This is a genomic window from Mesorhizobium sp. M0678 (assembly GCF_040320505.1).
Taxonomy (GTDB): Bacteria; Pseudomonadota; Alphaproteobacteria; order Rhizobiales; family Rhizobiaceae; genus Mesorhizobium.
On record NZ_JAMYPT010000001.1, the window covers coordinates 598,466 to 616,607 of the forward strand.

16 protein-coding genes and 1 tRNA gene are annotated in these 18,142 nt (G+C 61.4%); 13 read left to right on the plus strand and 4 right to left on the minus strand.

Features of this window, described 5'->3' with window-relative positions:
• Positions 1 to 33: 33 nt before the first annotated feature.
• From pcsA to NKI29_RS03010, 6 genes are all read left to right on the plus strand, one after another.
• Positions 34 to 810, plus strand: coding sequence for a phosphatidylcholine synthase (gene pcsA, locus NKI29_RS02985; protein WP_502894951.1), 777 nt, complete (start codon positions 34 to 36; stop codon positions 808 to 810).
• Positions 811 to 828: 18 nt separating this feature from the next.
• Positions 829 to 1,806: a quinone oxidoreductase family protein gene (locus NKI29_RS02990; protein WP_352448914.1), complete on the plus strand. Its 978-nt coding sequence runs from the start codon at positions 829 to 831 to the stop codon at positions 1,804 to 1,806.
• A 152-nt stretch (positions 1,807 to 1,958) separates the two neighbouring features.
• On the plus strand, positions 1,959 to 3,551 hold the full coding sequence (locus tag NKI29_RS02995; RefSeq protein ID WP_502894945.1) for an ABC transporter ATP-binding protein: 1,593 nt from the start codon (positions 1,959 to 1,961) through the stop codon (positions 3,549 to 3,551).
• Positions 3,548 to 4,660, plus strand: a complete 1,113-nt coding sequence (locus NKI29_RS03000; protein WP_352448966.1) for an ABC transporter permease — start codon at positions 3,548 to 3,550, stop codon at positions 4,658 to 4,660. The genes NKI29_RS02995 and NKI29_RS03000 overlap by 4 nt, the downstream gene beginning before the upstream one ends.
• Positions 4,660 to 5,634, plus strand: a complete 975-nt coding sequence (locus NKI29_RS03005; protein ID WP_031211313.1) for an ABC transporter permease — start codon at positions 4,660 to 4,662, stop codon at positions 5,632 to 5,634. Before NKI29_RS03000 ends, NKI29_RS03005 begins: the two co-directional genes overlap by 1 nt.
• A gap of 47 nt (positions 5,635 to 5,681) precedes the next feature.
• Positions 5,682 to 6,749: a BMP family ABC transporter substrate-binding protein gene (locus NKI29_RS03010; protein WP_352621764.1), complete on the plus strand. Its 1,068-nt coding sequence runs from the start codon at positions 5,682 to 5,684 to the stop codon at positions 6,747 to 6,749.
• A gap of 63 nt (positions 6,750 to 6,812) precedes the next feature.
• Here the strand turns inward: NKI29_RS03010 and rimO are convergent, their stop codons facing one another.
• From rimO to NKI29_RS03030, 4 genes are all read right to left on the minus strand, one after another.
• Positions 6,813 to 8,126: a 30S ribosomal protein S12 methylthiotransferase RimO gene (rimO, locus tag NKI29_RS03015; protein ID WP_352621762.1), complete on the minus strand. Its 1,314-nt coding sequence runs from the start codon at positions 8,124 to 8,126 to the stop codon at positions 6,813 to 6,815.
• 152 nt (positions 8,127 to 8,278) lie between these two features.
• Complete coding sequence (locus NKI29_RS03020; protein ID WP_023675054.1) at positions 8,279 to 8,938, minus strand: TerC family protein; 660 nt, start codon at positions 8,936 to 8,938, stop codon at positions 8,279 to 8,281.
• Positions 8,939 to 9,128: 190 nt separating this feature from the next.
• Positions 9,129 to 9,536, minus strand: a complete 408-nt coding sequence (locus tag NKI29_RS03025; RefSeq protein ID WP_352456770.1) for a DUF930 domain-containing protein — start codon at positions 9,534 to 9,536, stop codon at positions 9,129 to 9,131.
• Positions 9,537 to 9,818: 282 nt separating this feature from the next.
• Positions 9,819 to 9,908, minus strand: a tRNA-Ser gene (locus NKI29_RS03030).
• Between the two features lie 460 nt (positions 9,909 to 10,368).
• Between NKI29_RS03030 and NKI29_RS03035 the strand changes: the two genes are divergently transcribed.
• The 7 genes from NKI29_RS03035 (at position 10,369) to NKI29_RS03065 (ending at position 18,140) form a co-directional block, all read left to right on the plus strand.
• Positions 10,369 to 11,100 (plus strand): hypothetical protein, encoded by a 732-nt coding sequence (locus NKI29_RS03035; protein WP_352568619.1) that lies wholly within the window; start codon positions 10,369 to 10,371, stop codon positions 11,098 to 11,100.
• Between the two features lie 273 nt (positions 11,101 to 11,373).
• A complete protein-coding gene (locus NKI29_RS03040; protein ID WP_352568618.1) occupies positions 11,374 to 12,597 on the plus strand; it encodes a septal ring lytic transglycosylase RlpA family protein in 1,224 nt (407 codons plus the stop codon).
• Between the two features lie 131 nt (positions 12,598 to 12,728).
• Positions 12,729 to 13,859, plus strand: a complete 1,131-nt coding sequence (locus NKI29_RS03045) for a D-alanyl-D-alanine carboxypeptidase family protein (RefSeq protein WP_352568811.1) — start codon at positions 12,729 to 12,731, stop codon at positions 13,857 to 13,859.
• Between the two features lie 64 nt (positions 13,860 to 13,923).
• Positions 13,924 to 14,598 carry a dTMP kinase gene (tmk, locus tag NKI29_RS03050; protein WP_352448921.1) on the plus strand — a complete coding sequence of 225 codons (675 nt, stop codon included), beginning with the start codon at positions 13,924 to 13,926 and terminating at the stop codon, positions 14,596 to 14,598.
• Positions 14,595 to 15,650 (plus strand): DNA polymerase III subunit delta', encoded by a 1,056-nt coding sequence (locus NKI29_RS03055; RefSeq protein ID WP_023675059.1) that lies wholly within the window; start codon positions 14,595 to 14,597, stop codon positions 15,648 to 15,650. Before tmk ends, NKI29_RS03055 begins: the two co-directional genes overlap by 4 nt.
• Positions 15,651 to 15,795: 145 nt before the next feature.
• On the plus strand, positions 15,796 to 17,346 hold the full coding sequence (gene metG / locus NKI29_RS03060) for a methionine--tRNA ligase (protein WP_023675060.1): 1,551 nt from the start codon (positions 15,796 to 15,798) through the stop codon (positions 17,344 to 17,346).
• Positions 17,346 to 18,140: a TatD family hydrolase gene (locus NKI29_RS03065; protein WP_352456774.1), complete on the plus strand. Its 795-nt coding sequence runs from the start codon at positions 17,346 to 17,348 to the stop codon at positions 18,138 to 18,140. Before metG ends, NKI29_RS03065 begins: the two co-directional genes overlap by 1 nt.
• Positions 18,141 to 18,142 lie beyond the last annotated feature (2 nt).

The following is an 18,142-nucleotide window of genomic DNA, read 5'->3' on the forward strand; positions in this document are numbered from 1 at the left end:
AAGAAGACGACGGCCAGGAAAATCGCCGACCGGATTCCGCGGCCGAAGAAGAAAGTCACATGGCCTCAGGCGCGGGCGTTCTCGGTCCATCTCTTGACCGCGTCGGGCTCATTCCTGGCGTTTCTGTCGCTAGTGGCAGCAAGCGAGCAGCGCTGGACGGCGATGTTCTGGTGGCTGGGGCTGGCGCTTTTCGTCGACGGCATCGACGGGCCGATCGCCAGGAAGCTCGATGTCAAGGAAATCCTGCCGACTTGGTCGGGCGAACTGCTCGACAACATCATCGACTACGTGACCTACGTGTTGATTCCGGCCTTCGCGCTCTATCAGCGCGGCTTCATGGGCGAGCGCCTGTCGTTCCTGTCGGCGGCGATCATCGTGGTGTCGAGCGCAATCTACTATGCCGATACCGGCATGAAGACGAAGGAGAATTTCTTCAAGGGCTTTCCGGTCGTCTGGAACATGGTGGTGTTCACGCTGTTCGTCATCGAGCCCGGACAATGGGTTTCTTTCGCGGTGGTCGTGGTGGCCGCCATTCTCACCTTCGTGCCGATCAATTTCATCCATCCGGTGCGGGTGAAGCGGCTGCGGCCAATCAATCTCGGCATGACGCTGCTTTGGTGCGCTTTCGGCGCGCTGGCGCTGGCGCAGGCCGCACTTGCCTCCTTCTACGACCAGATCGGCGTGCTGGGCGAGCAGGTCAGCGATTTCATCAAGTTCGGGATTACGTTCACCGGGCTTTACCTCGCCTGCATCGGCGCTATCATGCAGTTCTTCCCAAATCTCGGCGCCAAGCCGGATAAGAAAGCCTGATCCCAAGAGAGCCAGAAAATGTCCAAAGCGATCCGCATCCATGCCCATGGCGGCCCGGAGGTCCTGACCTATGAGGATGCCGATCCCGGGCAGCCGGGCTCGGGACAGATCCTGGTCAAGCATACCGCGATCGGTCTCAATTTCATCGACGTCTATTATCGCTCTGGCCTTTATCCGCCGCAGGGCGGATTTCCGCTGATCCCTGGCGGCGAGGCGGCCGGCGTGGTCTTGGATGTCGGCTCGGATGTCGACTGGCTCAAACCCGGCGATCGCATCGCCTACGCCGTGACGACCGGCGCCTATGCCGGGCAGCGCGTGATCCCCGCCGACCGCGTGGTGAAGGTGCCGGACGGCATCAGCGACGAACAGGCCGCAGCCATGATGCTAAAGGGCATGACCGCCGAATATCTGTTGCGCCGTACATTCAAGGTGAAAGCCGGCGACACGATCCTGTTTCATGCGGCGGCCGGCGGTGTCGGGCTGATCCTCGGCCAATGGGCCAAGCATCTCGGCGCGACAGTGATCGGCACGGCGAGTTCCACCGACAAGATCGAGCTCGCCAAGACGCATGGCTTCGACCACGTGATCAACTATCGCGAACAGGATTTCGTGGCCGGCGTTGCCGCTATCACCGGTGGCAAGAAATGCGACGTTGTCTACGATTCAGTCGGCAACGACACATTTCCAGCCTCGCTCGATTGCCTGCGGCCGCTCGGCACTTTCGTCAGCTTCGGTCAATCGTCTGGGCCGATCCCGCCCTTCAGCATCTCGTTGCTGGCGCAGAAGGGCTCGCTGTTCGCAACGCGGCCGACGCTGTTCGTCTATAATGCCAGGCGCGAAGACCTCGAGGTTTCCGCCGCCGCCTTGTTCGACGTGGTGCTCAGCGGCGCCGTCAAGATCAAGATAAACCAGCGTTACGCGCTCAGCGAGGCCGGCAAGGCGCATTCCGATCTCGAAGGGCGCCGGACCACCGGGACAACAATACTTATCCCTTAGGCGCCCGCCGTTTCGGGCCGCCGACGCCGCCGTTCTTGCGAACTGCTCTTTACCGCTTGAGTTTCCGCTGAAATTCTTGAAGCTCTTTCAAGTCGTGAGGCGCTTACCGTAGAGAGCAGCCCGCGCATACGATGCTTGCGGGAACACAGAACATGTCTGGCAAACCAGATGGAGGCACCGTGAGTGCAGATCAGGACGGCGCAAACTTGCTTGAGGTTCGCGGCCTCACAAAGATATTCGGCACGTTGACGGCGTGCGACCATGTCGATCTCAACATTGCCAAGGGTGAGATCCACGCGTTGCTTGGCGAGAACGGCGCCGGCAAGTCGACCCTGGTGAAAATGCTGTTTGGATCGCTGGAACCGAATTCCGGCGAGATTTTCTGGAATGGCCAGGCGGTCAGGATCACCAGCCCCGGTACCGCAAAAAAGCTCGGCATCGGCATGGTTTTCCAGCATTTTTCGCTGTTCGAAGCGCTGACGGCGGCGGAGAACATCGCGCTGTCGCTGGATGATGGCTCGCCGATCAGCACGATCGCGGCCAAGGCGAGGGCGCTCTCCTACAGTTACGGCCTGCCTCTCGATCCGCTGTCGCTGGTCGGTGATCTGTCGGTCGGCGAGCGTCAGCGTATCGAAATCATCCGCTGCCTGCTGCAGACGCCGCAACTCATCATACTCGACGAACCAACTTCGGTGCTGACGCCGCAGGAGGCCGATAAGTTGTTCGAGACGCTCGAACGGCTGCGTTCGGAAGGAAAGTCCATCCTCTACATTTCGCACCGGCTGGAAGAGGTCAAACGGATCTGCGACCGCGCCACCGTGCTGCGTCACGGCAAGGTGGTCGGCCATTGCAATCCGCGCCAGGAAACCGCGTCTTCGTTGGCGCGGATGATGGTCGGCAACGAAGTGCTGGCCGTGGTGCGGGCGCCGGCCGAGGGTATCGAGACCGCGCCGGTGCTGCTTCAAATCCGCGAACTCACCCGCAAGCCAGCGACCCCGTTCTCGATCCCGCTCAGGAACATCAATCTCGAGGTCCGCGCCGGCGAGGTGATCGGCATTGCCGGTGTGGCCGGCAACGGCCAGGGCGAATTCTTCGAATCCGTTTCCGGCGAGGTGCTGCAGCAGGATGCCGGCTCGGTCCGCATCCGCGGCAAGGATGCCGGCGGCCTCACCATCACCGGCAGGCGTCTGATGGGCGCTGCCTTCGTCCCGGAAGAGCGGCTCGGCCATGGCGCAGCACCGCGCATGAAGCTTTCGGAGAACCTGCTTCTGTCGCGCCACGCCACCGATGGCAAGATGTTTGTCGGCGCCGGTGGAATGGTCAAGGCCGATGCGATCCATACCGCTGCCCAGCGCATCATAAAGGCAATGGACGTGCGCAAGAGCGCGCCGGATCCGGAGGCTGCGGCTCTTTCGGGCGGCAATCTGCAGAAATTCATCGTTGGCCGCGAACTCGACCGCCGGCCGAGCGTCTTGGTGGTCAATCAGCCGACCTGGGGGGTCGACGCGGGTGCGGCGGCCCACATCCGCCAGGCGCTGATCGAACTGGCGCGCAGCGGCTCGGCGGTGCTGGTGATCAGCCAGGACCTCGACGAGCTGTTCGAGATTTCCGATGCGATCACGGTCATGCACAATGGCGAACTGTCGAAGCCGCTGCCGATAGCTGAAGCGACGTTCGAGAAAATCGGGCTGCTGATGGGCGGCGCCGAACCCGGTCATGCCGAACATACGCTGGAGACGGCCTGATGCGCCTCGAACTTGTAAAACGCCCGCAGCGCTCGATGCTGTTTTCGGCACTCTCGCCTTTCATCGCTTTCGTTTTGACGATCATTGCCGGTGCCATCATGTTCGCGCTGCTCGGCGTCAACCCGTTGACCGCGTTCCGCATCTACTTCATCGAACCGATCAGCCAGGTCTGGCAGTTGCATGAGCTGGCGATCAAGGCCGCCCCCCTGATCCTGATCGCGGTCGGACTGTCGGTCTGCTACAAGGCCAACATCTGGAACATCGGCGCCGAAGGCCAGTTCATCCTGGGCGGCATTGTCGGCTCGATCATCCCCGTGCTGTTTCCGCAGTTCGAAGGCCCATTGGTGCTGCCGCTGATGCTTCTGCTCGGCATGGTCGGTGGGGCCGCGTATGCTGCAATCCCGGCACTGCTGAAGACGCGCTTCAACACCAACGAGATCCTGACCAGCCTGATGCTGGTCTATGTCGCCCAGCTCTTCCTCGATTGGCTCGTACGCGGGCCGTGGCGCGATCCGCAGGGCCACGGTTTCCCGCAGACCATCCAGTTCAACGACTCCGCCATACTGCCGGAACTCCTCCCGGAATCCGGCCGGGCAAACTGGGGATTTGTCTTCGCGCTGATCGCGGCGATACTGATCTGGATCCTGATGAGCCGTATGCTGAAAGGCTTCGAGGTCCGCGTGCTCGGCTCAAGTCCGAGGGCAGGGCGCTTCGCCGGGTTTGGCCTTAACCGCATGGTCTTCTTTGCCTTCCTGCTGTCAGGCGCACTGGCCGGACTTGCAGGGATTTCGGAGGTCTCGGGAGCCATCGGACAATTGCAGCCGGTGATCTCGCCCGGCTACGGATTTACCGCTATCATCGTGGCATTTCTCGGCCGGCTCAATCCGCTCGGCATCGTCGCCGCAGGCCTTGTACTGGCGCTGACCTATCTGGGCGGCGAGGCGGTGCAAAGCGCGCTCGGCATCTCCGACAAGGTGGCGCGCGTGTTCCAGGGCATGCTTTTGTTCTTCGTGCTCGGCTGCGACACGCTCATCCATTACCGCATTCGCCTGACCGGCTTTTCCGCGCCGAAGCTCGAGGCGGGGCCGAAGCTGGAGGAAGCCCGCTGATGGACATCACCGTCAACATCCTCTTGACCATCGCGACGGCGGCGACGCCGCTGCTGATCGCGGCGATCGGCGAACTGGTGGTCGAACGTTCGGGTGTGCTCAATCTCGGCGTCGAAGGAATGATGATCATGGGTGCCGTCGGCGGTTTCGGCGCCGGCTATCTCACCGGCTCGCCTTGGATAGGGCTGTTGGCGGCAGTCACCATGGGGGCAGTGTTCTCACTGCTGTTCGCCGTCATGACGCTGTCGCTGGCCACCAATCAGGTGGCCACCGGCCTGTCGCTGACACTGCTCGGCCTCGGCCTTTCCGGCATGATGGGAACGAATTTTGTCGGCCAGCCCGGCGAAAGGCTGCCAAACCTCGATATTCCCGGCCTGACCGCAATCCCGGTCGTTGGCAGGCTGCTGTTCGGCCAGGATCCAATCTTCTACATCTCGATCGCGCTGACCGCCGCCGTCATGTGGTTCCTGTTCAAGACCCGCACCGGGCTCACGCTGCGCTCGATCGGCGACAGCCATGCCTCCGCCCATGCGCTTGGCATCCACGTCATCCGCTACCGCTATCTCTCAGTGATTTTCGGCGGCGCTTGTGCCGGCCTCGCCGGCGGTCACCTATCGCTGGTCTACACACCGCAATGGGTGGAGAACATGACCGCCGGCCGCGGCTGGATCGCGCTGGCTCTGGTCGTCTTCGCCTCCTGGCGGCCATGGCGGGTGCTGGCCGGCGCCTATATTTTCGGCGCGATCTGGGTTGGCCAGCTTCACGTCCAAGCCATAAATCTGCAGGACTTCGTCGACGCGCCCTGGTTGCTCTACAAGTTAATTGCGTTCTTAAAATCGTTTCCCTCGCAACTGCTTTCTTCGCTGCCCTATCTGGCAACCGTCGTGGTTCTCGTTCTAATCTCGCGCAACAAGCGTTTGACGATGATGAACACGCCGGCCTCCTTGGGCCAGCCATTCGTTCCGGATCGTTGACAGCAAAAAGACGGAAGCTCCAAGGCTTAACTCAGAGAGGTAACACAATGAAAAAACTGCTTATTGCCCTGATGGCGACGACGGCCGCATTGTCGCTGGCGGCCTCAGCCGAGGCGGCGGACAAGCTGAAGGCGTGCTGGGTCTACACCGGCCCGATCGGCGATTTCGGCTACTCCTACCAGCACGACCAAGGCCGCCTCGAGGTGGAAAAGGCACTCGGCGACAAGGTCGAGACCGCCTATCTCGAAAACGTCTCCGAAGGCCCCGATGCCGACCGCGCCTTCGAGCGCCTGGCGCGCGAGGGATGCAAGATCATTTTCGGCACGTCCTTCGGCTTCATGGACCCGGAAGTAAAGATCGCCAAGAAATTCCCCAAGGTGATGTTCGAGCACGCCACCGGCTACAAGACGGCCGAAAATCTCGGCATCTACAATGCGCGTTTCTACGAAGGCCGCTACGTGCTTGGCCAGATCGCCGCCAAGCAATCGAAGTCGGGCGTCGCCGGCTACATCGTTTCCTTCCCGATCCCGGAAGTGGTGATGGGCATAAATTCCTTTATGCTCGGCGCACAGTCGATCAACCCGAACTTCAAGGCGAAGATCGTGTGGGTGAACTCCTGGTTCGATCCGGGCAAGGAGGCCGATGCTGCCAAGGCATTGTTCGACCAGGGCGCCGATATCATCGTCCAGCACACCGACTCGACCGCTGCCTTGCAGGTGGCGGAGGAGCGCAAGCTGCACGGCTTCGGGCAGTCCTCCGACATGATCAAGTTCGCGCCGCACGCGCAGCTGACCGCGCTGACCGACGAGTGGGGTCCCTACTACATCAGCCGGGTCCAGGCGGCGCTCGACGGCACCTGGAAGCCCGACAATGTCTGGCTCGGTATTAAGGACGGCGCCGTCAAGCTGGCGCCGTTCACCAACATGCCCGACGACGTCAAGGCGATGGCCGAAGCCACCACCAAGAAGATCGCCGACGGCTGGAACCCCTTCACCGGGCCGATCGCCAAGCAGGACGGCACACCTTGGCTGAAGGAGGGCGAGGTCGCCGACGACGCCACGTTGCTCGGCATGAATTTCTACGTGAAGGGCGTCGACGACAAGCTGCCGCAGTAGGCGGTCGGAAACATATCGAACGAAAGGGCGCCACGCGGCGCCCTTTTCATTTTGGACGGAATATCAGACTGCTGAGCCGTAAAGGTCGTAAGCGTCGGCGCGCTCGATCTTGACCGTGACGATGTCGCCGGCGCGCAGTGGCCGCCGCGACTGGATATGGACCGAACCGTCGATTTCGGGCGCATCGTATTTGGTCCGGCCCTTGGCCGAATTGCCATGCGCCTCGTCGATCAGGACCGGCAGTCGCTTGCCAATTTTCTTGGTTAGCTGCGTTGCCGAAATCTTCTGCTGGCGCTGCATGAAGCGGTGCCAGCGGGCTTCCTTGATATCCTGCGGCACTTGCTCGAGGCCGAGCTCGTTGGAGCGGGCGCCTCTGACCGGCTCGTATTTGAAACAGCCGGCGCGGTCGATCTTGGCCTCGTCCAGCCAGTCGAGCAGCATCTCGAAATCGTCATCCGTCTCGCCGGGGAAGCCGACGATGAAGGTGGAGCGGATGGCAAGGTCCGGGCAGATGTCGCGCCAGCCGCGAATACGCTCGAGCGTCTTTTCGCCATGAGCGGGCCGGCGCATGTTCTTCAGCACCTGCGGCGAGGCGTGCTGGAACGGAATGTCGAGATAGGGAACGATCTTACCTTCGGCCATCAATGGGATGACGTCTGCGACATGCGGGTAGGGATAGACATAGTGCATGCGCACCCAGACACCGAGCTTGCCCAGTTCTTCCGATAGATCGAGGAATTTCGCCCGCACTTCGCGATCGCCGAACATGCTGGTCTGGTATTTGATATCGATGCCGTAGGCGCTGGTATCCTGCGAGATGACGAGGATCTCCTTGACCCCGGCCTTGGCCAGCTTCTCGGCTTCGCGCAACACGTCGGCCGCCGGCCGCGATACGAGGTCGCCACGCAGCGCCGGGATGATGCAGAAGGTGCAGCGGTTGTTGCAGCCTTCCGAAATCTTGAGATACGCATAGTGGCGCGGTGTGAGCTTGACCCCTTGCGGCGGCAAAAGGTCGATGTGGGGATCATGGCTCGGGGGGGCAGCCTCATGCACCGCCGCCATCACGCTTTCATAAGCTTGTGGTCCGGTGATGGCGAGGACGTTGGGATGTCTTTCACGGATGATGTCCGGCTCGGCGCCGAGGCAGCCGGTGACAATAACTTTGCCATTCTCCGAAAGTGCCGAGCCGATGGCGTTGAGCGATTCGTCGCGAGCCGAATCGAGGAAGCCACAGGTGTTGACGACGACCAGGTCGGCGCCGTCGTGCTTGCGGGCGATCTCGTAGCCTTCGGCGCGCAGGCGCGTGATAATGCGCTCCGAATCCACAAGGGCTTTCGGGCATCCAAGGCTGACGAAACTGACGCGAGGGGCGGACATCAAAGCTTTTCCGGATTTTCAGGATTGGCGGCGCAGTACCACACTTGTCGCGGCATTGGTATGGGCAGCGGCTGCGGCGAAACGCAACCGCCAGCGTCGCCGAAGGCTCGCCGAAGCTGAAAGGCCGGCCGATGAGAATTCGAGTCGGCGTGTCAGCTCACCGCACTGCTGACATGCGGCAAGACTTCCACCGCGCCCCGGTAGATCATATCGAGTGCGACATAGAAGATGATCAAAAGGCCGATATAGGCGATCCAGCGATGGCGGTGCAGCAGCTTGGCGATGAAGCTCGCGGCAAGGCCCATCAGCGCGATCGACAGGACGAGGCCTATCACCAGCACCTGGAAGTGATCGCGCGCCGCGCCGGCGACCGCGAGTACGTTGTCGAGCGACATCGACACGTCGGCGATGACGATCTGCAATGCCGCCTGACCCAAGGTCTTCTTGCGCGCCTTGCCGGCCACCATATCATCGCTGTTGATATCGGAATTTGACAGCGCTTCGGTCGCCTCCACCTCGTCGGCATACGACGTGCGCAGCTCGCGATACATCTTCCAGCACACCCACAGCAGCAAGATGCCGCCGGCAAGCAGCAGGCCGACAATCTGTAACAGGGTGACGGTGATCGCAGCAAAACCGATACGCAGCACCGTCGCCGCCACCACGCCGATGAGAATCGCTCTCTTGCGCTGCTCGACCGGCAAGCCCGCCGCGGCCAAGCCGATGACGATGGCGTTATCGCCTGCAAGCACGAGGTCGATGGCGATGACCTGGAGCAGGGCAGAGAAGCCCGCGGCAGTGAAAATTTCCATCGACTGGAAGTCCCTTGCTGGTTGGCCGACCGTTCGCGTCGAATGCCTGGAGGGCCTAACGTGTATGGTTCCTGCGCGTCAAGGGACTGGTTGGAACAAGGTCGGCAAACCGCCCGTTATTGCGGCAATATACAGAGTTTGCGACGATCGGCCCGAACACCGGCAAAATGCGGCCACAGGTCGCGAATGCCTAGTTATAGAGATTGTATTTGGGCCAGTCGCTTTCCGGAATTTCATCACCGATCCGATAGCGGAGCTGCAGGACTTCCATATGGTCCGGCGCTGTTTCGCATTTGAATTTCAGCCGGTACCACTGTCCCTTGCTGCGAAACGCAGCACCCGGGCTCTTGATCGCATCGGCGCCCATTTCGGGCGTCGCAAAAGCGTAGGCGACGACACGATCGGCTTTGTATTTGTGGTCGTCGCGGGTAATCCGGTCGAGAATTTCGGCGTCGCATCGCTGCTCCAGCCGGGTTTGCGGATCGAGTTTCAGCAGGCCGGCGCGCAATGCGCTGTCCATTGCGCTGGCCGGCCAAGCCACTATCGTCCATGCGAGGACCGCAGAAAATAGTTTATTCATGGGCGGGAGAAGCACCATATTCGGGCGGAGAAATCAACCCGACGAACCGCGGCTGCGCGGCGGGTGACAGTCTTCGCTTTGTGGCAGGTTGTTGATTACGCAATAGTATCACCGGTACTTTGGTATCGTTGCCATGATCAGCACCTGTCGCATTTCAGCGACGCGAGAGGTGGCGCGCGGCATGGGGCAGAGCGGCGGTTCTCCCCTAACCGGACCGGCCTGTTAAACCCAGGCAGTCGAGAATCCGACGAGCGGAAAACTCGACGTCATGCCTGCAGGATTGAAGAAATTGGACGGATATGGCGGAGGGAGTGGGATTCGAACCCACGGTGGGCTTGCACCCACGCCGGTTTTCAAGACCGGTGCCTTAAACCGCTCGGCCATCCCTCCAAGGTGATTTTTCAATCACTTAGGATATCGCGAGAGGAGCGGGTTCGAGCTGTCGGTACCGGATTGGCACCAGGACGTTTCCCGACCGGTTCGCGCTCCATTCCTGTAAAGCCGCATTCAACGCCAAGTCAACCGTGGCGGCCGCACCTTTCGGCGCGATCCAGGACGGTGAGCAGCGTCATGGCGAGCTGTGTTTGTGCTGAGTGTGGAAAATCGTTTTTAAAACCCGCACGGACTATTAATCGTTGAGCGCTGATATGTGGAGCGCATTAGGCACATGTAAGTAAATCGTATTCTGGAGTTGATTTTGGCCGTACTTGGCGCTCTCCCGCCCGGTCTTCGCTGTAGACCAATCCGCGAAACCGACTGGGAGGGAGTGGTTGATTGCCTGTGCAGGGGCTTTCCGGCGCGTAACCGGAGTTACTGGATACACGCTCTGACCCGCTTGTCGCAGCGGCCTGTGGTTGCCGAGTTCCCACAATATGGCTTTGCTTTGGAGCATGCCGGTCGGATCGTCGGCGTTGTGCTCACCCTTTATGCTCGCTATCAGGGGTCGGAGAGCGAGGAAATTCGCTGCAATCTTTCAAGCTGGTCAGTCGATGCAGATTTCCGTCCCTATGGCGCCATGTTGGTTGCGGCGGTTCTCAAGCGGAAGGACGTGACCTACACGAACATTTCGCCTGCACAAGCGACATTGAAAGCCAACCGGGCGCTCGGCTTTCGGCTCTTCTCCAGCGGACAATTTACCTTCTTGCCGGCTTTGAGTTCGGCGCAGCGGTCATGTCGCGTGGTCGAAGGGCGTCCCGATCTTCCGGAATTGGCGATGCTGCCCGAGAGTGAGAGATACATACTCTCGGAACACGCCGCGCTGGGCTGCCTGTCGTTGATCTGCATCTGCGATGGAGCAGCGTTCCCCCTGGTATTGATGCCGCGCCGAATGTTGCACGGTGTTATCCGATGCCATCAGGTCATCTATTGCCGCTCGCTTGCGGATTTGAGCCGCTGCGCCGGTGCGATGGGGCGCTTTCTCTTGCGAAGCGGAATCCTGGTTTGCTTTGTCGACGCCAAGGAGCCGATTCCAGGCTTGGTGGGATGGTACCGCCCCAACAAGGGGCTGAAATACTTCAAAGGTCCCAGACCACCCGCACCTGGAGATCTGACGTTCACCGAACTTGTGATATTCGGTCCCTGAATCTGCGCTCGCAGACACGCCAAGCCAGGGGCAAAGTGCGCCACGAACGGCGTTTCTGATCGATAAGCGATGATTTTCATGCCGATCAGCGAGGCGGTCCGTGCCACAATCTCGCCCGGTTCCGACCACAATCGGTTAATACGGTGATAAACAATTCCTGCGCACAAAAAGGATTGGGGTAGGGCGTCGCCGGCGTTTCTGGAGTGGGTGCTTTGGCATCGCTGACGTTCATGCTGCGGTGCCTTCGTCGATGCTATAGGGGACAATCAAAATATGCAGACCACGGCGCGCCCGCGTCTTCGTCGCGCTTCCGCTTTCGCGCTGTTTGCCTTGTCGGCAGCCTTTCTTGCAGCATGTGCCGGGCCGCAGCAAAAGGCGATGGTCAACAAGAAACCTCGCTCCAAGGAATATTTTTCTGAAGCCGAATACGGCGTGAAAGCCAGCCCGCGCGTCATGTTCAAGACGTCTCGCGGACGCGACCAGCTCGGCAAGCCCTATCAGGTGCGCGGCAAGTGGTATTATCCGAAGGAAGACAAACGTTACGCCAAGGTTGGCCTCGCATCCTGGTACGGTGAGGCCTTCCACGGCCGGTTGACCGCCAACGGCGAAGTCTACGACATGGCAGATCTGACGGCGGCGCATCCGACCATGCCGCTGCCGAGCTATGCGCGGGTCACCAACATGAAGACCGGCAGCTCGGTGATCGTGCGCGTCAACGACCGCGGACCCTATCATGATGGACGCATCATCGATGTATCGAAGCGCGCTGCTGAAATGCTCGATTATGCCAACATCGGTACGGCCGAGGTGAAGGTCGAATATGTCGGCCGTGCGCCGCTCGAAGGCAATGACGGGCAGTATCTTATGGCTTCGTATCGTCCAGGCTACAGGGCGCCGGATCCGTCGGACGGCCTGCCCAGCGGTGTCATGGTCGCGATGAATGGGCCGTCGCCAAGCCTGCCGGTGAGCGCTGCTGCCGTGCCGTTCCCCGGTCAGTTGACGAATTCCGGGCAGGGATCCGATGCAGGGCCTGTCATGGCAGTGCAAGCATCTGTTTTGGGAGACATTGTACTGCCCGATTTCGGCCCGATCGTGCCGGAGCGCCCGGAGATCAACCTGCCGGCGCAATCGCCGTTCACCGTGGCGTCGCTGTCTTACGCGGACGAGCGCGTGCAACGCGCCTCCAACGCGTTTGCCGAGCTGGATGGCGCCGGCATGTCGCCCGCCGAAATTCTTCAATCGTGGAAGCGGCAAGCTCCTCTAACCGGGTCGCCCACGGACTATGTCGCGGCGGGTTCGTTCGAGAATGCCGCCGAAGCGGAGCGTGTGGCGGCCCAGCTTTCCAGCTTCGGCAAGACCGAGATCCAGCGCTCGGAACTCGAAGGCAAGGACTGGTACTCGGTCAACCTCTTTGCCGACGGTAGTGGCAGCCTGGACGAGATGCTGCAGGCAGCGTGGTCGCATGGTGCGCCGGATGCGCTTGCTGTACGCAACTGAGCTCGGGGCTGCCTGGTTTTTTCGCGCGCGATTGATCCGCCAGGCAGAAGCCTGATAGCTTCTGCCAACTTGCAAAAGCGCCGGCTCACTGGTCGAACCTGATGAAATCTTTTCACCCTTTCACCGGGCTTATGGCGCTCGGCCTGCTGCTGCTCTCGCTTGCGCCGGCCTCAGCACAGCTTTTCGAGACCAAGGCCGCGCAGGCCTTCATGATCGATGCCGAAACCGGAACCGTGCTGTTTTCCAAGGACGCCGACAGGTTGATCCCGCCGGCCTCGCTGGCCAAGCTGATGACGATGGAAGTGGTTTTCGACGCCATCAAATCAGGGCGCATGACGCTCGATGACACCTTCGTGGTGAGCGAGAACGCCTGGCGCAAAGGCGGCGCTCCTTCGGGGACATCGACCATGTTCGCCAAGCTCAAGTCGACGATCCGGCTGGAAGACCTGATCCAGGGCGTGACCGTGCAGGCGGCCAATGACGGCTGTATCGTCATCGCTGAAGGGATGGCCGGGTCCGAAGCAAACTTCGCAGCGCAGATGACCGGGCGTGCCCGCCAGATCGGCTTGCAGAAATCGACTTTCGTCAATTCCACCGGTCTGCCGGCCGATGAGCAGCAAACGAGCGTTCGCGAACTTGCGCTTCTGGCGCTGCATATCTGGCGCAACTACCCGGATCTCTACCGCTATTACGGCCAGAAGGATTTTACCTGGAACAAGATTTCCCAGAGGAACCGCAATCCGCTACTGGCCATGGACATAGGCGCCGACGGGCTCGCGGTCGGTGCCAGCGAGCAATCCGGGTTCGGCATTGTCGGCTCGGTCAGCCACAACGGCAAAAGGGTCATCGCGGCGATGAGCGGCCTGGCAAACGACCGTGAGCGTGCTGAGGAAGCGCGAAAGCTGCTCGACTGGGGCGTTCGCTCCTTCGAGAAGACTGAAGTATTCGCCAAGGACGAAGTGGTTGGCGAAGCCCAGGTCTTTGGCGGCGCCAAGTCCGGTGTCGCGTTAAAGGCAAAAGGACCGGTGCAGATCTTCCTGCCGATCACCAACCGCGACAAGCTCACCGCCAGGATCGTCTATGACGGACCGGTGGCAGCGCCGGTGGAGGAGGGGCAGCCGGTGGGTACGCTGCGCGTCTGGATCGGCGATACGCTGAGCCAGGAGACGCCGCTGTTTGCCGCCGAGTCGATCGGTGTCGGTTCGCTGCCGCAGCGCGCGCTCGACGCCGCCAAGGAACTGGCCGTCGGCTGGCTGCGTTAGCACCGTCGCGGTGGACCTTTTTTCCCGCCGGGACTATACGGTCCCCGAAGTATGGACAAAGGCTTTGGCGCGCGGATTTTTCATCACTTTTGAAGGCGGCGAAGGAGCAGGCAAGTCGACGCAGATCGAGCGGCTGGCAAAGAAGATGCGCGCCAAGAAATACGATGTGCTGGTGACACGTGAGCCGGGTGGCTCGCCGGGCGCGGAGGCGGTCAGGCATGTCCTGCTTTCAGGCGCAGCCGAGCCGTTCGGCCCCAAGATGGAAGCGCTGCTTTTCGCCGCTGCGCGTTCCGACCATGTCGAACAGGTCATCCGGCCGGCAGTCGAGCGCGGTTCGGTCGTGCTTTGCGATCGTTTCATGGATTCCTCGCGCGTCTACCAGGGCGTCACCGGCGGCCTCGACCCGGCATTCATGGACGCATTGGAGAAGGTCGCCATCAACGGCATGGTGCCGGACATGACACTGATCTTCGACATCGACCCCGCCGAGGGCCTGAGGCGCGCTACCGCCCGGCGGGGCAGCAGTGACGGACCGGACCGCTTCGAGAAAGAAACATTGGCCATCCACCAGCGCCGGCGCGAGGCGTTTCTCGCGATCGCCTCAGCTGAACCCGAACGCTGCGTTGTCGTCGATGCCTCAGCCGACCTAGATGCGGTGGAGGATGTCGTTACCGCCGCGGTCTTCGCGGCTCTCGAGAGGATGATGCCGGCGCAAAGAAGGCAGGCGGCGCCAGCATGATTTTCGAACGCATCGCGCCCGAACAGCACGATACGCTGGACGGGGTGCCCGAGCCATCCGAGACGCCGCGTCTTGTCGGTCACCTGCAGGCGGCCAACATGCTCGCCACCGCTTACCGCTCGGGAAAGCTGCCGCACGCACTGATCTTTGCCGGACCGGTTGGCATCGGCAAGGCGACGCTGGCCTTTCACCTGGCGCATCATCTGTTGAAGCACCCGGCCTTCGAGCAGGCGCCGGAAAGCCTTGCCGTTCCAGATCCGGCTTCGTCGCTGTTTCGACAGATCGCCACCGGCGCGCATCCTTCGGTGCTGCATCTTACACGCCCGGCGAACGACAAGACCAAGAGCTTCAAGACAGTGGTCACGGTCGACGAAATCCGCAAGGTCAGCCGTTTTCTGTCGCTGACCTCGCACGACGGCAGCTACCGGGTGGTTATCGTCGATCCCGCCGACGACATGAACACCAATGCTGCCAATGCCTTGCTGAAGAATCTTGAAGAGCCACCCGCGCGCACCTTGTTCATCCTCATCGTCCATGCGCCGGGCAGTCTGCTGCCGACGATCCGGTCGCGCTGCCAGATGGTGCGGTTGGCGCCGCTCGATGCCGAGAGCTTGATGACGGTTCTGGAAGGCATCGAGCCGCCGCCACCGGAGGATCCTGGCGCGCGCGCGGCGCTGGCGGAGCGGGCAGGGGGCAGCGCGCGCAATGCGATCCTGTTGACGCAGTATGGAGGGCTCGAAATCGCCGCCACCCTCGACGCCCTGGTGATGTCCAAGAAGATAGATGTCGGAGGCGCCTACCGTCTTGCCGAGGCGGTCGCCGGCCGCGACCAGGCGATCCCGTTCGAGATATTCAATCGCCGCGCGCTTGATCTGCTGTCGGCCGGCGCCAGCCAGGCCGCGCTCGCCGGCGATCTCGCGCGGGCCAAAACGCTGTCGGATACTTGGCACGAGGCTTTGAACGCTATATCTGAAACCGAGACCTACAATCTCGACAAAAAGCAGCACGCCCTGACCATGATCGACCGCCTGAATTCTGCAATGCGAATGTGACGGCCGCTGGCGTGGCTTTGAAGCCCCTGAGCCAATCAATCGCAGGAACTTCGAAGCCACCACATTGGCGTCGGATGGCAATTGCCGTTTCGATGCGATATCTCACCGCGACATCTTTCATTCAGACATTCATGACGGCTCATCCATGGCACGCGAAAAATACTACGTCACGACGGCTATTTCCTATCCGAACGGCAAACCGCATATCGGCCATGCCTACGAGTTGATTGCCACCGACGCGCTGGCCCGCTTCCAGCGGCTCGACGGTAAGGACGTGCTCTTTCTCACCGGCACCGACGAGCACGGCATAAAGATGCTGCAGACGGCGAAGAGAGAAGGTATTTCAGCGCGCGAGCTGGCAGACCGCAACTCGGCCGATTTCGAGCGCATGGCCGTCGCGCTCGATGCCTCCAACGACGATTTCATCCGCACCACGGAAAAGCGGCACTACAAGGCCTCGCAGGCGATCTGGAAGGCGATGGCCGCCAATGGCGACGTCTATAAGGGCGGCTATGCCGGCTGGTACTCGGTGCGTGACGAAGCCTATTACGGCGAAGAAGAGACCGAGGTGCGTGCCGACAATGTCCGCTATGGGCCGCAGGGGACGCCGGTCGAATGGGTCGAGGAAGAGAGCTACTTCTTCCGGCTGTCGGCTTATCAGGACAGGCTCCTTGCACTTTACGAAAACCAGCCCGATTTCGTCGGTCCTGCCGAGAGGCGCAATGAGGTGATGAGCTTCGTCAGGTCCGGCCTGAAGGACCTATCGATCTCGCGCACCACGTTCGACTGGGGCATCCCGGTGCCGGGCGACGAGAAGCATGTGATGTATGTCTGGGTCGACGCCTTGACCAACTACATCACCGCCGCCGGCTATCCGGATCCGGCCAATGAGAGATGGTCGTTCTGGCCGGCAAACGCGCACGTCATCGGCAAGGACATCGTCCGCTTCCACGCGGTCTACTGGCCGGCTTTCCTGATGTCGGCTGGCATCGAATTGCCGAAGCGCGTGTTCGCGCATGGTTTTTTGTTCAACCGCGGCGAGAAAATGTCGAAGTCGGTCGGCAACGTCATCGACCCGTTCGCGATGATCGAGCACTACGGCCTCGACCAGGTGCGCTATTTCTTGCTGCGCGAAGTGCCGTTCGGCCAGGACGGCAGCTACAGCCATGATGCGATCGTCAACCGCACCAATGCCGACCTTGCCAATGGCCTCGGCAACCTGGCGCAGCGCTCGCTGAAGATGGTCGCCAAGAACTGCAGCGGCGCGGTGCCAAAGCGCGGCGAACTGACCGAAGCCGACAGCGCCATCCTCGACCAAGCGGTGGGGGCACTCGCCGTCGCGCGAAAGGCGATGGCGGATCAGGGCATCCATTTGGCGCTGGCGGCGATCTTCGGAGTGGTGGCCGAAGCTGACCGCTATTTCGCCTCTCAGCAACCCTGGGCGCTAAGCAAAAGCGATCCAGAGCGTATGAAGACAGTTCTGTGGACGACGATCGAAGTCGTCCGGCGCGTGACGCTGCTCTGCCAGCCCTTTGTTCCGGGGTCGGCTGCTAAGCTGCTCGACCTGCTGGCGGTGCCGGCAGACAACCGTGACTTTGCGCATGTCCACGCCGACTATGCGCTGGTGCCCGGCACGGCATTGCCCGCGCCGGAGGCGGTCTTTCCGCGTTACGAAAAGCAGGACGCGAACGCCTGATGCTGGTCGACAGTCACTGCCACCTCGACTTTCCGGATTTCGCCGAAGAGCGGGCGGCCATTGTCGCCCGCGCCCTAGCGGCCGGCATCGGCCGAATGGTGACGATCTCGACGAGGGTGAAGCGATTTAACCAAGTGCTTGAGATTGCAGAGACTTTCGATGAGGTCTATTGCTCGGTCGGCACCCATCCGCATAATGCGGCCGAAGAGCTTGATGTCACTGTCGATGATCTGGTGCGGCTCTCTGCTCATCGCAAAGTGGTGGCGATCGGCGAGGCCGGACTCGACTATTTCTACGATCATGCGCCGCGCGACGCACAGGCGCAGGGCTTTCGCACCCACATCGCCGCGGCGCGCGTGACCGGTCTGCCGCTGGTCATCCATTCGCGCGACGCCGACGACGACATGGCTGATATCCTCGAAGAAGAAACGGGGAAGGGTGCCTTCCCCTTCATCCTGCACTGTTTTTCGTCGGCGCGCCGGCTGGCCGAGATCGGCGTTGCGCTCGGCGGCTACGTCTCGTTTTCCGGCATCCTGACCTTCAAGAACTCCGCCGAGCTGCGCGCCGTCGCCGCCGATGTGCCGCGCGACCGTCTGCTGGTCGAAACCGACGCGCCATACCTTGCGCCGATCCCGTTTCGCGGCAAGCGTAATGAGCCCGCCTATGTCGCGCATACAGCCAAGGTGCTGGCCGAGACGATCGGCTTCAGCGAGGCCGAGATCGCTAATATCACCACGGATAATTTCTTCCGGCTGTTCAGGAAAATGCCGCGCCCGAGCGCGCCGGGCGCCTGACG